Annotated in this window: 12 protein-coding genes; 11 read left to right on the top strand and 1 reads right to left on the bottom strand. The window is 50.1% G+C overall.

Annotated elements, in window-relative coordinates:
• Positions 1–14 precede the first annotated feature (14 nt).
• The 11 genes from bamA (at position 15) to tilS (ending at position 13477) form a co-directional block, all read left to right on the top strand.
• Positions 15–2438, top strand: a complete 2424-nt coding sequence (gene bamA / locus PT300_05255; protein MDF7680050.1) for an outer membrane protein assembly factor BamA — start codon at positions 15–17, stop codon at positions 2436–2438.
• A gap of 124 nt (positions 2439–2562) precedes the next feature.
• Positions 2563–3048, top strand: coding sequence for a molecular chaperone Skp (gene skp / locus PT300_05260; protein MDF7680051.1), 486 nt, complete (start codon positions 2563–2565; stop codon positions 3046–3048).
• Positions 3049–3051: 3 nt separating this feature from the next.
• The gene (gene lpxD, locus PT300_05265) at positions 3052–4077 is read left to right on the top strand and encodes a UDP-3-O-(3-hydroxymyristoyl)glucosamine N-acyltransferase (GenBank protein ID MDF7680052.1); all 1026 of its coding nucleotides are present in this window, start codon (positions 3052–3054) and stop codon (positions 4075–4077) included.
• A gap of 102 nt (positions 4078–4179) precedes the next feature.
• The gene (gene fabZ / locus PT300_05270; GenBank protein MDF7680053.1) at positions 4180–4635 is read left to right on the top strand and encodes a 3-hydroxyacyl-ACP dehydratase FabZ; all 456 of its coding nucleotides are present in this window, start codon (positions 4180–4182) and stop codon (positions 4633–4635) included.
• Between the two features lie 3 nt (positions 4636–4638).
• Positions 4639–5427, top strand: a complete 789-nt coding sequence (lpxA, locus tag PT300_05275; GenBank protein ID MDF7680054.1) for an acyl-ACP--UDP-N-acetylglucosamine O-acyltransferase — start codon at positions 4639–4641, stop codon at positions 5425–5427.
• Positions 5427–6575, top strand: a complete 1149-nt coding sequence (gene lpxB, locus PT300_05280; GenBank protein ID MDF7680055.1) for a lipid-A-disaccharide synthase — start codon at positions 5427–5429, stop codon at positions 6573–6575. Before lpxA ends, lpxB begins: the two co-directional genes overlap by 1 nt.
• Complete coding sequence (gene rnhB / locus PT300_05285) at positions 6572–7171, top strand: ribonuclease HII (protein ID MDF7680056.1); 600 nt, start codon at positions 6572–6574, stop codon at positions 7169–7171. Before lpxB ends, rnhB begins: the two co-directional genes overlap by 4 nt.
• A gap of 17 nt (positions 7172–7188) precedes the next feature.
• The gene (dnaE, locus tag PT300_05290; protein ID MDF7680057.1) at positions 7189–10671 is read left to right on the top strand and encodes a DNA polymerase III subunit alpha; all 3483 of its coding nucleotides are present in this window, start codon (positions 7189–7191) and stop codon (positions 10669–10671) included.
• Between the two features lie 12 nt (positions 10672–10683).
• A complete protein-coding gene (gene accA, locus PT300_05295; protein ID MDF7680058.1) occupies positions 10684–11643 on the top strand; it encodes an acetyl-CoA carboxylase carboxyl transferase subunit alpha in 960 nt (319 codons plus the stop codon).
• A gap of 112 nt (positions 11644–11755) precedes the next feature.
• A complete protein-coding gene (locus tag PT300_05300) occupies positions 11756–12145 on the top strand; it encodes a VOC family protein (GenBank protein MDF7680059.1) in 390 nt (129 codons plus the stop codon).
• A 24-nt stretch (positions 12146–12169) separates the two neighbouring features.
• Complete coding sequence (gene tilS, locus PT300_05305; protein ID MDF7680060.1) at positions 12170–13477, top strand: tRNA lysidine(34) synthetase TilS; 1308 nt, start codon at positions 12170–12172, stop codon at positions 13475–13477.
• A gap of 61 nt (positions 13478–13538) precedes the next feature.
• On the opposite strand, the gene proS is transcribed toward tilS, so the two are convergent.
• Entirely contained in the window at positions 13539–15257 is a 1719-nt protein-coding gene (proS, locus tag PT300_05310) for a proline--tRNA ligase (protein MDF7680061.1), read from the bottom strand.
• Between the last annotated feature and the right edge of the window lie 89 nt (positions 15258–15346).

The following is a 15346-nucleotide window of genomic DNA, read 5'->3' on the forward strand; positions in this document are numbered from 1 at the left end:
AATGCATAATAACGATGGCGATAAAAAAGTTATTTATAGCGTCGCTGCTGTTCAGTAGCGCAACCGTATACAGTGCTGAAGGGTTCGTAGTGAAAGATATTCATTTCGAAGGCTTGCAGCGTGTCGCTGTTGGTGCGGCTCTTCTCAGCATGCCGGTACGGCCTGGTGATACAGTGACTGATGATGATATCAGTAACACTATTCGCGCGCTGTTTGCTACCGGTAATTTCGAAGATGTCCGTGTGCTACGTGATAATGATGCTTTACTGGTACAGGTGAAAGAACGACCCACCATAGCCAGCTTGACGTTCTCCGGTAATAAGTCCGTTAAAGATGACATGCTCAAGCAAAATCTCGAAGCATCAGGGGTGCGGGTCGGGGAATCACTGGATCGCACAGCGCTTGCCGATATCGAGAAAGGCCTGGAAGATTTCTACTATAGTGTGGGTAAATATAGCGCCAGCGTAAAAGCAGTGGTTACGCCGTTACCACGTAATCGGGTTGATCTGAAACTGGTTTTCCAGGAAGGGGTTTCGGCGAAAATACAACAGATCAATATCGTAGGAAACCACGCATTCAGCACAGATAAATTAATCTCAGACTTTCAGTTACGTGACGATGTACCCTGGTGGAACCTCGTCGCAGATCGTAAATACCAGAAACAGAAACTGACCGGTGACCTTGAAACGTTGCGCAGTTTCTATCTGGATCATGGCTATGCACGTTTTAATATTGACTCAACACAAGTCAGTCTGACACCGGATAAAAAAAGTATTTATATCACCATCAATATTACAGAAGGTGAGCAATACAAGCTGACGGGTGTGCAGATAACTGGCAATCTGGCTGGCCATTCGACAGAAATTGAGTCATTAGCTAAAGTGGAAGCCGGTGAGCTGTACAGCGGTACTAAAGTCACCAGAATAGAGAATGAAATCAAGAAACTTCTTGGTCGTTACGGTTATGCCTACCCGCGCGTCCAGTCTCAGCCTGAAATCAACGATAATGATAAGACGGTCAGATTACATATCAATGTTGATGCCGGTAACCGTTACTATGTTCGTAAAGTACGCTTTGAAGGTAATGACTCTTCGAAAGATGCGGTTTTGCGCCGTGAAATGCGCCAGATGGAAGGGGCATGGTTAGGGAGCGATCTGGTTGATCAAGGTAAAGAGCGGCTGAATCGACTGGGTTATTTTGAAACGGTTGATACCGATACACAGCGTGTACCCGGTAGCCCGGATCAGGTAGACATTATCTATAAAGTCAAAGAGCGTAATACCGGGAGTATCAACTTTGGTATCGGCTATGGTACGGAAAGTGGCGTCAGTTTCCAGGCGGGAGTGCAGCAGGACAACTGGCTGGGTACAGGATACTCGGTCGGTATTAACGGGACTAAGAATGACTATCAGACTTATACCGAATTATCGGTAACCAATCCCTATTTCACCGTTGATGGTGTCAGCCTCGGCGGTCGTCTCTTCTATAATGATTTCGATGCGAGTGATGCTGACCTCTCTGATTATACCAATAAAAGTTATGGTACAGATGTCACACTGGGCTTCCCGATCAACGAAAATAATATGTTGCGTGCCGGGCTGGGGTATGTCCATAACGGGCTGTCCGATATGAAACCCCAGGTCGCGATGTGGCGTTATCTGAACTCAGTCGGACAATATCCGGCGACAACGCATAACAGTAATAGCTTCAGCGCGAACGACTTCACGTTCAATTATGGGTGGACATACAATAACCTTGATCGCGGTTTCTTCCCGACCCAGGGGGCACGTGTCAGCCTGAACGGCAAAGTAACACTGCCAGGTTCGGATAACGAATATTATAAAGCAACGCTGGATACGGCGAGCTACATACCGATCGATGATGATCATAAATGGGTTGTCCTGGGGCGCACCCGCTTTGGTTACGGTAATGGTTTAGGTGGTAAAGAGATGCCATTCTATGAAAACTTTTACGCCGGGGGGTCGAGTACAGTGCGTGGGCTCCAGTCCAATACGATTGGTCCGAAAGCGGTCTACTTCCCTTCAAACCACCACAGTAGCGGTCATTACAATAACGAATGCAAGAGTACTGCATCGGCGCCTTGTGAATCCAGTGATGCCATCGGTGGTAATGCAATGGCGGTTGCCAGTCTGGAGCTGATCACGCCCACACCGTTGCTGGATGATAAGTATGCCAACTCGGTTCGTACTTCCTTATTTATGGATACCGGGACAGTGTGGGATACCCACTGGGATTCGACGGCATATGCAGGCTATCCTGATTACGGTGACCCGAGTGATATTCGGGTATCAGCGGGTGTTGCTATTCAGTGGATGTCGCCGTTAGGACCGTTAGTCTTTTCTTATGCCAAACCGTTTAAGAAGTATGATGGAGACAAATCCGAACAGTTCCAGTTTAACATTGGTAAAACCTGGTGATTGTAGACGACAACGGAATGTAAGTGCGGTATAACGTTGATTTCAGACGGTAAATTACGATTATTGTTGACTCACCGTCAATAACGGTACCTTGTCGGTACTCATAGTATGGAAGGAGTGAATTGTGAAAAAATGGTTATTAGCTGCGGGGCTGGGATTATCAATGGCTGCTTCTGTTCAGGCGGCAGATAAAATCGCGTTAGTGAATATGAACAGTTTGTTTCAACAGGTCGCTCAGAAAATGGGCGTCTCCAACACGCTGGAAAATGAATTCAAGGGCCGTGCAAGCGAGCTCCAGGGTATGGAAAATGACCTGCAATCCAGAATACAGCGCTTACAATCGATGAAAGCGGGCAGCGAACGCAGCAAACTGGAAAAAGATATTGTTGCTCAGCGTCAGACTTTCGCTCAGAAAGCACAATCTTTTGAGCAGGATCGAGCTCGTCGTTCTAATGAAGAACGTGGCAAAGTAGTGACGCGTATCCAGACTGCAGTGAAAAGCGTTGCCAGCAGTCAGAGTATTGATCTGATCATCGACTCTAATGCGGTGGCATTTAACAGCAGTAGCATTAAAGATATTACCGCTGATGTGCTAAAACAGGTTAACTAAGTAATGCCTTCAATTCGACTGGCCGATCTGGCGCAGCGCCTGGAAGCCGAATTACACGGTGATGGTGATATCGTCATCACCGGTGTAGCGTCTATGCAGCGCGCAAAAGCAGGTCATATTACGTTCATGACAGGCGCTAAGTATCGTGAGCATCTGGCTGGTTGTCACGCTTCTGCTATTGTGATGACGCAGAATGATTTACCCTTTGCCCGCTGTGCAGCACTGGTTGTGCGTGATCCTTATCTGGCTTATGCGCATATCGCACAGCTTCTCGATACCACACCACAACCAGCACAGAATATTGCACCGTCGGCAGCGATTGATCCTGGCGTCAGTCTGGGTAAAAACGTTGCGATTGGGGCTCATGCCGTTATTGAGTCCGATGTGGTGCTGGGCGATAACGTCATCATTGGTGCCGGATGTTTCATCGGCAAGAATACGATCATTGGCGCAGGCACGCGACTGTGGGCTAATGTCACTGTTTATCATCAGGTTGAAATAGGTGAAGAGTGCCTGATTCAGTCGGGTACGGTGATTGGCGCAGATGGTTTTGGCTATGCTAATGATCGTGGCAACTGGGTGAAAATACCGCAGTTAGGCCGGGTGATGATTGGTAATCATGTTGAGATTGGTGCCTGTACGACGATTGATCGTGGCGCCCTGGATGATACGGTGATTGGCAATGGTGTTATCATTGATAATCAGTGCCAGATCGCACATAACGTAGTGATTGGTGACAATACAGCGGTTGCGGGTGGTGTTATCATGGCTGGCAGCCTGAAAATCGGTCGTTATTGTATGATCGGGGGTGCCAGTGTTATCAATGGACATATGGAAATCTGTGATAAAGTCACGGTAACAGGAATGGGAATGGTTATGCGTCCGATTACTGAGCCAGGTGTCTATTCGTCAGGTATTCCACTGCAGCCTAATAAGATATGGCGTAAAACGGCTGCGCTGGTGATGAATATTGATACTATGAACAAACGCCTTAAAACGATAGAGCGTAAAATTAATCAACAAGATTAATTCGTTAGTGGATCGTATTAAATTTTCGGCCTGTTGCATTCATAGGATTGCTACAGGCCGTGTTATTATTGTCTGATAGCAAATTTATACAGGAAGAGTATTTTGACGACTGACACTCATACTCTGCATATTGAAGAGATTCTGGAATATCTGCCTCACCGTTACCCGTTTCTGCTGGTAGACAGAGTGCTGGATTTTGAAGAAGGTCATTTTCTGCGTGCAGTAAAAAATATTTCTGTCAATGAACCTTTTTTCCAGGGACATTTCCCCGGTAAACCGATTTTCCCTGGTGTCCTGATTCTGGAAGCGATGGCGCAGGCGACGGGTATTCTGGCGTTTAAAAGCGTGGGTAAGCTGGAGCCCGGTGAACTCTATTATTTCGCAGGCATTGACGAAGCACGCTTCAAACGTCCGGTGGTACCCGGTGATCAGATGATCATGGAAGTCACATTCGAGAAAACCCGTCGCGGGCTGACTCGCTTTAAGGGAGTCGCGCTGGTTGATGGTAAAGTAGTTTGTGAAGCAACGATGATGTGCGCCCGTAGCCGGGAGGCCTGATACGTGATTGATAAAACGGCCTTTATTCATCCAACAGCCCTGGTGGAACAAGGTGCTGTTATTGGTGCCAATGTCCATATAGGTCCATTCTGCGTTGTTGGTGCGAATGTTGAAATTGGTGAAGGCACGGTACTTAAATCGCATATCGTTGTTAATGGACACACTAAAATTGGTCGCGATAATCAGATCTATCAATTCGCCTCTATCGGTGAAGTGAATCAGGATTTGAAATATGCCGGAGAGCCGACACGCGTCGTGATCGGTGATCGCAATCGTATCCGTGAAAGTGTGACTATTCATCGAGGCACAGTGCAGGGGGGCGGCGTCACGCAAGTGGGCAGCGATAACCTTCTGATGATCAACGCACATATCGCACATGATTGCCAGGTGGCCAATCGCTGTATTCTGGCCAATAACGCGACGCTTGCCGGGCATGTCTCACTGAATGATTTTGTTATCATTGGTGGCATGACCGCCGTGCATCAGTTCTGTGTGATTGGTGCCCATGTCATGGTGGGCGGATGTTCTGGCGTTGCTCAGGATGTTCCTCCCTACATCATTGCCCAGGGTAATCATGCGACGCCATTTGGTATCAATATTGAAGGGCTGAAACGTCGGGGCTTTAGTCGTGAGGCGATTAACGCTATCCGTAACGCCTATAAATTGCTCTATCGCAGTGGTAAAACGCTGGATGAAGCCCGGCCAGAAATTGTGCGCCTGGCAGAGCAGCATGCGGAAGTTCAGCCTTTTGTTGATTTCTTTGCCCGTTCTACCCGTGGTCTGATTCGTTAATGACAACGCCGTATCCATCTTTGACTATTGCCCTGGTCGCCGGAGAAACTTCCGGCGATATTCTTGGCGCGGGTCTGATTCGCGCCTTGAAAGCACAGGTGCCTGATGCTCGTTTTGTCGGCGTCGCCGGGCCCCTTATGCAGGCGGAAGGATGCGAAGCCTGGTATGAAATGGAAGAACTGGCGGTCATGGGGATTGTGGAAGTGCTGGGACGCTTACCCCGGTTGCTGCATATCCGTGCTGATCTCACTCGTCGTTTCAGTGCGTTACGCCCCGATGTTTTTGTCGGTATCGATGCACCTGATTTTAATATTACGCTGGAAGATGCGCTGAAAAAGCGGGGTATTAAGACCATTCATTATGTCAGCCCATCCGTCTGGGCGTGGCGACAAAAGCGTGTTTTCAAAATTGGCCGATCAACGGATCTGGTACTGGCATTTCTGCCCTTTGAAAAAGCGTTTTATGATAAATTCAACGTTCCTTGCCGTTTTATTGGCCATACGATGGCGGATTCGATGCCGCTGGAGCCGGACAAAAATGCAGCGCGTGAGCGCCTGGGAATTGACCAGAATGCGCGCTGTCTGGCATTGCTGCCTGGGAGCCGTAGTTCAGAAGTTGAAATGCTGAGCGCTGATTTTCTCAAAACAGTACAGATATTACGCCAGGATGAGCCGAATTTGCAGGTTCTGGTGCCGCTGGCGAATGCCCGGCGGCGGGAACAGTTTATCCGGATTCAGCAACAAACGGCACCAGATCTGACGCTTCACCTGCTGGATGGTCAGGCGCGCGATGCGATGAGCGCCAGTGACGCTGCCCTGCTGGCTTCGGGAACGGCAGCCCTTGAGTGCATGTTAGCGAAATGCCCGATGGTCGTGGGGTATCGTATGAAACCGTTGACTTTCTGGCTGGCGAAACGACTGGTGAAAACCCAGTATGTTGCGTTGCCCAATTTACTGTCCGGGCGGGAACTGGTGAAAGAACTGTTACAGGATGAGTGTCAGCCACAACGGCTTGCCGATGCATTACGGCCACTGCTGGCGGATAACTCCCGTCCTGCCATACAGGAGACTTTCCGTGCGCTGCATCAACAAATTCGCTGTAATGCTGACCAGCAGGCGGCGAATGCTGTACTGGAGTTAGCAAAATGATGCCATTTGTCTACCCGCATACGCGTCTGGTTGCAGGTGTTGATGAAGTAGGGCGGGGGCCGCTCGTCGGTGCCGTGGTCACCGCTGCGGTGATCCTCGATCCTGCTCGCCCGATTATCGGCCTGAAGGACTCGAAAAAACTAAGCGAAAAGCGTCGCCAGGCACTCAGTGATGAAATCAAAGAAAAAGCACTGGCCTGGAGTCTTGGCCGGGCAGAAGTCGCTGAAATCGATACCCTGAATATCCTTCATGCCACCATGCTGGCAATGCAGCGTGCTGTCGCTGGATTGACGATAGTACCGGAGTTTGTGTTGATCGATGGCAATCGTTGCCCGTCTCTGCCGGTGCCTGCTCAGGCGGTGGTCAAAGGAGATAGCCGGGTAGCAGAGATCAGTGCGGCATCTATTCTGGCTAAAGTTGCCCGTGATGCGGAAATGGTTGTGCTGGATCGGCAATACCCACAATACGGTTTTGCGCAACATAAGGGCTATCCAACCGCCTTTCATCTGGAAAGACTGATGATCCACGGTGCCACTGAATATCATCGGCGTAGTTTTGCTCCGGTGAAACGGGTACTGAGCTACGCCTCCCATTAAACACACAGGATCGTAAAATGGCTGAACCACGCTTCGTTCACCTTCGGGTACACAGCGACTATTCGATGATCGATGGGCTGGCGAAAGTCAAGTCACTGGTGGCAAAAGCGGCTTCTCTTGCCATGCCTGCGCTGGCGATCACGGATTTTACTAATCTGTGTGGACTGGTGAAGTTCTATGGTGCCGCCCATGACGCAGGAATGAAACCGATTATTGGCGCAGATTTGCATGTACAGTGCGATCTGTTGGGTGATGAACTGACAGAACTGACGGTTCTGGCCGCCAGTAACCAGGGCTATCAAAATCTGACGCTCCTGATATCCCGGGCTTACCAGCGTGGTTATGGTGCTCAAGGGCCGTGGATTGACCGTGACTGGCTTATTGAGCACCGGGAAGGGCTGATTCTGCTCTCTGGCGGCCATAAAGGTGATGTTGGTACTGGATTGATACGTGGCAATATGTCGCTGGTCGAGCAATGTCTCGCTTTCTATGAGCAACATTTTGCTGATCACTACTATCTCGAATTGATTCGTACCGGCCGTAGCGATGAAGAATCCTATTTACATGCGGCTGTTCAGCTGGCCGTCACGCGCGGGATCCCTGTTGTTGCCACCAATGATGTGCGCTTTCTGGAGAGTGATGATTTCGACGCTCACGAAATTCGTGTCGCCATCCACGACGGTTTTACGCTTGATGATCCGAAACGCCCGCATAACTATTCGCCGCAGCAATATATGCGCAGCGAAGATGAAATGTGTGAATTATTCTCTGATATCCCGGAAGCTTTAGAAAACAGCGTGGAAATAGCCAGACGCTGCAATGTCACTGTGCGGCTGGGAGAATATTTTTTGCCGCAATTCCCGACCGGGGAGATGACGACAGAAGCGTATTTAGTAAAAAAATCGCAGGAAGGACTGGAAGAGCGTCTTGCATTTCTGTTCCCCGATGCGGATGAGCGTGCCCGGCGACGTCCGGAATATGACCAGCGTCTGGATGTCGAATTGCAGGTGATTAACCAGATGGGGTTTCCTGGTTATTTCTTGATCGTGATGGAATTTATTCAGTGGTCGAAGGATCATGGTGTGCCGGTGGGCCCTGGTCGTGGTTCCGGTGCGGGTTCACTGGTGGCTTACGCGCTTAAAATTACTGACCTTGATCCGCTGGCGCTGGATCTGCTGTTCGAACGTTTCCTGAATCCAGAGCGTGTTTCCATGCCTGACTTTGACGTTGATTTCTGTATGGAAAAACGCGATCAGGTGATTGAACATGTGGCCGAAATGTACGGCCGCGATGCGGTATCGCAGATTATCACCTTCGGTACAATGGCGGCAAAAGCGGTGATCCGTGATGTCGGACGTGTACTCGGCCATCCTTATGGCTTTGTGGATCGTATTGCCAAATTAGTGCCTCCTGATCCTGGCATGACGCTGGAGAAAGCCTTTGACGCAGAACCACAACTGCCGGAGCTGTACGACGCTGACGAAGAGGTCAAAGCACTGATCGATATGGCGCGTAAGCTCGAAGGGGTGACACGTAACGCCGGGAAACACGCCGGGGGCGTGGTGATTGCGCCGACTAAAATTACGGACTTTGCCCCGTTATATTGCGATGAAGAGGGGCGCTATCCGGTCACCCAGTTTGACAAGAATGATGTCGAATATGCCGGATTAGTAAAATTCGATTTTCTTGGTCTGCGCACGCTGACTATCATCAACTGGGCGCTGGATATGATCAATGCTCGTCGCGCAAAACAGGGTGAAGCGCCGCTGGATATTGCCACCATTCCACTCAATGACAAGAAAAGCTTCGATATGTTGCAGCGCTCTGAGACGACAGCGGTTTTCCAGCTTGAGTCGAGGGGGATGAAAGATCTGATTAAGCGCCTGCAACCGGACTGCTTCGAAGATATGATCGCGCTGGTAGCACTGTTCCGTCCCGGACCGTTACAATCAGGAATGGTGGATAACTTTATCGACCGCAAACATGGTCGTGAAGCGATCTCCTATCCCGATGTACAGTGGCAACATGAGAGCCTGAAACCCGTACTGGAGCCCACTTACGGCATTATTCTCTACCAGGAACAGGTAATGCAGATAGCGCAGGTGCTGTCTGGTTATACGCTCGGTGGTGCAGATATGCTGCGCCGCGCGATGGGGAAGAAAAAACCCGAAGAGATGGCTAAGCAGCGCGGTACTTTTGAGAAAGGCGCGAAGAAAAACGGCATTGATGGCGAACTGGCGATGAAAATTTTTGACCTGGTAGAGAAATTTGCCGGTTATGGTTTTAATAAATCGCACTCTGCGGCTTATGCGCTGGTCTCTTACCAGACATTGTGGCTGAAAGCGCACTATCCTGCCGAATTTATGGCCGCGGTGATGACTGCCGATATGGACAATACCGAAAAAGTGGTCGGACTGGTAGACGAATGCTGGCGAATGGGGTTAAAGATCCTGCCGCCTGATATTAACTCCGGGCTCTACCATTTTCACGTTAATGATGACGGCGAAATCGTTTATGGTATTGGTGCGATTAAAGGTGTTGGTGAAGGGCCGATTGAGGCGATTATCGAAGCGCGCAGTCAGGGCGGATATTTTCGTGAATTATTTGATTTGTGCGCCCGCACCGATATTAAAAAACTCAATCGTCGGGTACTGGAAAAACTGATTATGTCCGGGGCGTTTGATCGTCTTGGGCCACATCGAGCAGCGTTGATGAACTCGCTGGGTGACGCCTTAAAAGCCGCCGATCAACACGCCAGGGCAGAAGCAACCGGTCAGGCCGATATGTTCGGTGTACTGGCGGAAGCGCCGGAACAAGTTGAGCAATCTTATGCCAGTTGTCCACCGTGGCCGGAACAGGTCGTCTTAGAGGGGGAACGTGAAACCTTAGGGCTTTATCTGACCGGACACCCTATTAACCAGTATCTGAAAGAAATTGCGCGCTATGCCGGAGGCATAAGACTAAAAGAGATGCATCCGACAGAACGTGGTAAAGTAACCACCGCTGCCGGACTGGTGATTGCCGCAAAAGTAATCGTGACCAAACGCGGCAATCGTATCGGCATCTGTACGCTGGATGACCGTTCCGGGCGCCTGGAAGTGATGCTATTCACGGATGCGCTGGAGAAATATCAGCAGCTGCTGGAGAAAGATCGCATACTTATCGTCAGTGGACAAGTCAGCTTCGATGACTTCAGCGGCGGGCTTAAAATGACGGCCCGCGAAGTGATGGATATTGACCAGGCTCGGGAAAAATATGCTCGCGGGCTTGCTATCTCACTGACAGACAGGCAAATTGATGACCAGCTTTTAAACCGACTCCGTCAGTCTCTGGAGCCGTATCGTTCAGGAACTATTCCAGTAAACCTCTATTACCAGAGGGCGGACGCACGGGCACGGCTGCGTTTTGGCACCATGTGGCGCGTCTCTCCCGGTGATCGTTTACTCAACGATTTACGTGGTCTTATTGGCCCGGAACAGGTAGAGCTGGAGTTTGACTAACACAGGAATACTATGAGTCTGAATTTCCTTGATTTTGAACAGCCGATTGCCGAGCTGGAAGCGAAGATCGATTCCCTGACCGCGGTCAGCCGCCAGGATGAGAAACTGGATATTAATATCGATGAAGAAGTACATCGTCTGCGTGACAAGAGCGTTGAGCTGACACGCAAAATATTCGCCGATCTTGGGGCGTGGCAAATCGCGCAACTGGCGCGTCATCCCCGGCGTCCCTACACCCTTGATTATATCCAGCTGGCCTTCGATGAGTTTGATGAGCTGGCGGGTGATCGTGCTTTTGCGGATGATAAAGCAATTGTCGGGGGTATCGCCCGCCTTGATGGCCGTCCGGTCATGATTATTGGTCACCAGAAAGGGCGTGAAACAAAAGAAAAAATTCGTCGTAATTTCGGCATGCCGGCACCGGAAGGATACCGTAAGGCACTGCGCCTGATGGAAATGGCTGAGCGTTTCAATATGCCGATTATTACGTTTATTGATACGCCTGGTGCTTATCCTGGGGTAGGCGCAGAAGAGCGTGGCCAGTCTGAAGCGATTGCCCATAATCTGCGGGAAATGTCCCACCTGAGTGTGCCGATTATCTGTACCGTGATTGGTGAAGGTGGATCGGGGGGCGCACTGGCTATTGGGGTCGGTGATAAAGTTAATATGTTACAGTACAGCACCTATTCCGTTATTTCGCCGGAAGGTTGTGCCTCCATTCTGTGGAAAAGTGCTGATAAAGCCTCGCTGGCCGCAGAAGCAATGGGGATCACTGCACCACGACTGAAAGAGCTGAAGCTGATTGACGCGATTATTCCTGAACCGCTGGGAGGCGCACATCGTCATCCACAAGAGATGGCCGCCAGTCTGAAAGCACAACTGCTGTCTGATTTGGCTGATCTTGATTCTCTGAGTCAGGAAGCGCTACTAAACCGCCGTTATCAACGGTTAATGAATTATGGCTATGTCTGATTCTTTCCGCTATTAACCTGGCGCTATTTTTCAGCGCTGAAGGTTTTAGTCATAGAGAACAAATCATTTCTATAAGGGTGAATACCGAAAATCAACAGAAGGAAACCTGATCATGTTGAGATTAAAAGGTATTCACCATATCGCGATCATTGCTACCAGCTATACGCGCAGCAAAGCTTTTTATTGTGATCTGCTCGGTTTCACCTTGCTTAGCGAATGCTATCGTGCAGAACGTGATTCCTGGAAAGGCGATCTGGCGTTAAATGGTGAGTATATGATTGAGCTGTTTTCTTTCCCGTCACCACCGGCCCGCCACAGTTATCCGGAAGCTTGCGGATTGCGTCATCTGGCCTTTAGTGTTGAGGATATCGCCGTCTCAATGGCCTGTCTTGCCGCACATGGTGTGATTTGTGAACCTCTCCGGATCGATCCACTGACCGGTAAACACTTTACTTTTTTTTATGATCCCGATGGTTTACCGCTGGAGTTATATCAACGGTAATGCCTGTCTGGAATAGATAGCCTTATGAAACAGCTAGATATCACACAAACATTACGCCATTATCGACAGTTCCTGGTCGCATTCAGTGGTGGACTGGATTCGACGGTACTGCTACATCAACTGGTATGCTGGCGTCAGCAGATGCCCGCAATACAACTACGGGCGGTGCATGTGCATCATGGCCTGAGTAAAAATGCCGATAGCTGGGTGGCGCATTGCCAGCAGATCTGCCAGCAATGGCAAGTACCGTTATCGGTGGAATATGTCACCTTAGCGGATGAAGGACTGGGAACAGAGGCGCAGGCTCGTAAGGCGCGTTATCAGGTTTTTCGTCAGGTACTCCTGCCAGGGGAGGTACTGGTGACGGCACAACATCTTGATGATCAATGCGAAACTTTTCTTCTGGCACTCAAACGCGGTAGTGGGCCGACCGGCTTGTCAGCTATGGCAGTCTGTTCTGATTTTGCGGCCACACAATTATTGCGTCCGCTACTGGATACCCGACGCGCAACGTTACAGCACTGGGCGCAGAAACATCATCTCCACTGGATTGAGGATGAGAGTAATCAGAACGATATTTATGATCGTAATTTTCTTCGCCTGCATGTTATCCCACAACTCAACAGCCGCTGGCCTCATTTTAGCGAAGCCGTTGCCCGTAGTGCCAGCCTGTGTGGTGAGCAGGAACAACTGCTGAATGAATTACTGGCGCAGGATCTCGCTCAGCTGATGGCTGAAGATGGATCGTTAATGATCTCTCCACTGATTAATATGAGTCCCGCGCGCCGCGCCGCGCTATTACGGCGCTGGCTGGCCACCCATCATGCAATGATGCCATCTCGTGAGATGCCAGCGCGTATCTGGCATGAAGTGGCACTGGCGCGGGAAGATGCGACCCCCTGTTTACGTCTCAGTGACTATACCGTGCGGCGTTATCAACAGCGGTTGTGGTGGGTGAAATACAGACCTGATCTGAGCGAAATGATTCTTCCCTGGCGTAATAATCAGCAGCCATTGTTGCTCCCGGAAGGGCTGGGTCAACTGGTGCTACGGGCTGGCGGGAAAATACGTGTGCCACGTCGCGATGAAGTCATAACAGTACGTTTTCGGGCGCGTGGTCATCTGCATATTATGGGCCGTGATGGCGGGCGCAAACTAAAAAAAATCTGGCAGGAGCTGGCCATCGCTCCCTGGCTCCGGGATACCACACCCCTGCTGTTTTATGGTGAAACGCTGATTGCCGCAGCAGAGGATGTGTTTGTCACCCGTGAAGGGGCAGCACAGAACGGCGAGGGCATACAGATACTGTGGCAAAATAAAAACGACAGTTAAACAGAAGCTTTGTCAGTCAGCGACAACAGCGCCGATAGACGCTGTTGTCGCCGAAGTAAGATTATTTTTTGATGGCTGTCAGCAGGTAATCAACAATATCGTCGGTTTTAATCAGCTTCTTTTCACCATCACGGCGATATTTGTATTCAATATCATTGTTATCAAGATTGCGATCGCCCAGCACAATGGTATGCGGTATACCAATCAGTTCCATATCGGCGAACATCACGCCAGGACGCTCTTTTCGGTCATCCAGCAGCACTTCAATGCCTTGCGCACGTAGCTCGTGATACAGTTTTTCCGCCAGTTGTTGTACACGATATGACTTATGCATATTCATCGGCAGAATAGCAACCTGGAATGGCGCGATGGCATCTGGCCAGATAATACCACGTGAGTCGTGGTTCTGCTCAATAGCGGCAGCGACGACACGAGTCACGCCAATACCATAACAGCCCATCGTCAGGATCTGATTACGGCCATCCTCACCCTGAACAGCGGCGTTCAGTGCCTGTGAGTATTTGGTGCCGAGCTGGAAGATATGACCGACCTCAATACCACGTTTAATCAACAGGGTGCCCTGGCCATCCGGACTGGGATCACCGGCGACAACATTACGGATATCAGCAATCTGTGGCGTCGGCAGATCACGATCCCAGTTAATGCCGAAGTAATGTTTACCATCAATATTCGCGCCAGCCGCAAAATCGCTCATGACAGCGACAGTACGATCGATAATGACAGGAAGTGGCATATTCACCGGCCCCAGTGAACCAGGCCCTGCCTGCACAATCGCGCGGATCTCCTCTTCACTGGCGAACGTCAGTGGGCTGGCAACGTATGGCAGCTTTTCGGCTTTGACTTCATTCAGTTCATGATCACCGCGAACCAGTAAGGCAACCAACGGATAGCCACACGCTTCTGTCGCCCTGACCAGTAATGTTTTGACTGTTTTTTCTACGGGCAAGTTGAATTGTGCAACCAGCTCAGCGATCGTTTTAGCGTCTGGTGTATCAACCAGCGTCATGGGCTGAGTGGCATTGGCGCGAGGTGTTTTGGGTGCAACCGCTTCGGCAAATTCAATATTCGCCGCATAATCAGAGCGATCAGAGAAAATAACATCATCTTCACCGCTTTGTGCCAGCACCTGAAATTCATGGGAAGCATTACCGCCAATTGAGCCGGTATCCGCCTGTACTGCGCGGAAATCAAGTCCCATGCGGGTAAAGATTTTGCTATAGGCTTCATACATTTTATCGTAAGTCGCCTGGAGTGATTCCTGCGAAGTGTGGAAAGAGTAGGCATCTTTCATCAGGAACTCACGTGAGCGCATGACACCGAAACGAGGACGTACTTCATCACGGAACTTTGTCTGGATCTGGAAAAAATTCAGCGGTAACTGTTTGTAAGAATTTAGTTCGTTACGGATAAGATCGGTGATCACCTCTTCATGGGTTGGGCCGAGCACGAACGGACGATCGCCACGATCAACAAAGCGTAATAATTCCGGGCCATACTGCTCCCAGCGGCCACTTTCCTGCCATAAATCGGCAGGTTGCACGACGGGCATTGACACCTCAATCGCGCCGGCGTTATTCATCTCTTCACGCACGATATTTTCGACTTTCTTCAGCACGCGCAAACCGGTTGGCAACCAGGTGTATAACCCAGAGGCCAGCTTGCGGATCATACCGGCACGTAGCATCAACTGATGACTGACCACTTCGGCGTCGGCGGGCGTCTCCTTCAGGGTGGAGAGCAAATATTGGCTAGTACGCATGTATTACGATTCCATTTGGGCGAACGATGCAGACTGGCAGTGCAGTCTGAAACGAAAAATGGCCTAGTTTACCAGTGTGGTAAAGATGG

The organism is Enterobacteriaceae bacterium ESL0689 (assembly GCA_029433525.1).
Taxonomy (GTDB): domain Bacteria; phylum Pseudomonadota; class Gammaproteobacteria; order Enterobacterales; family Enterobacteriaceae; genus JAQTIF01.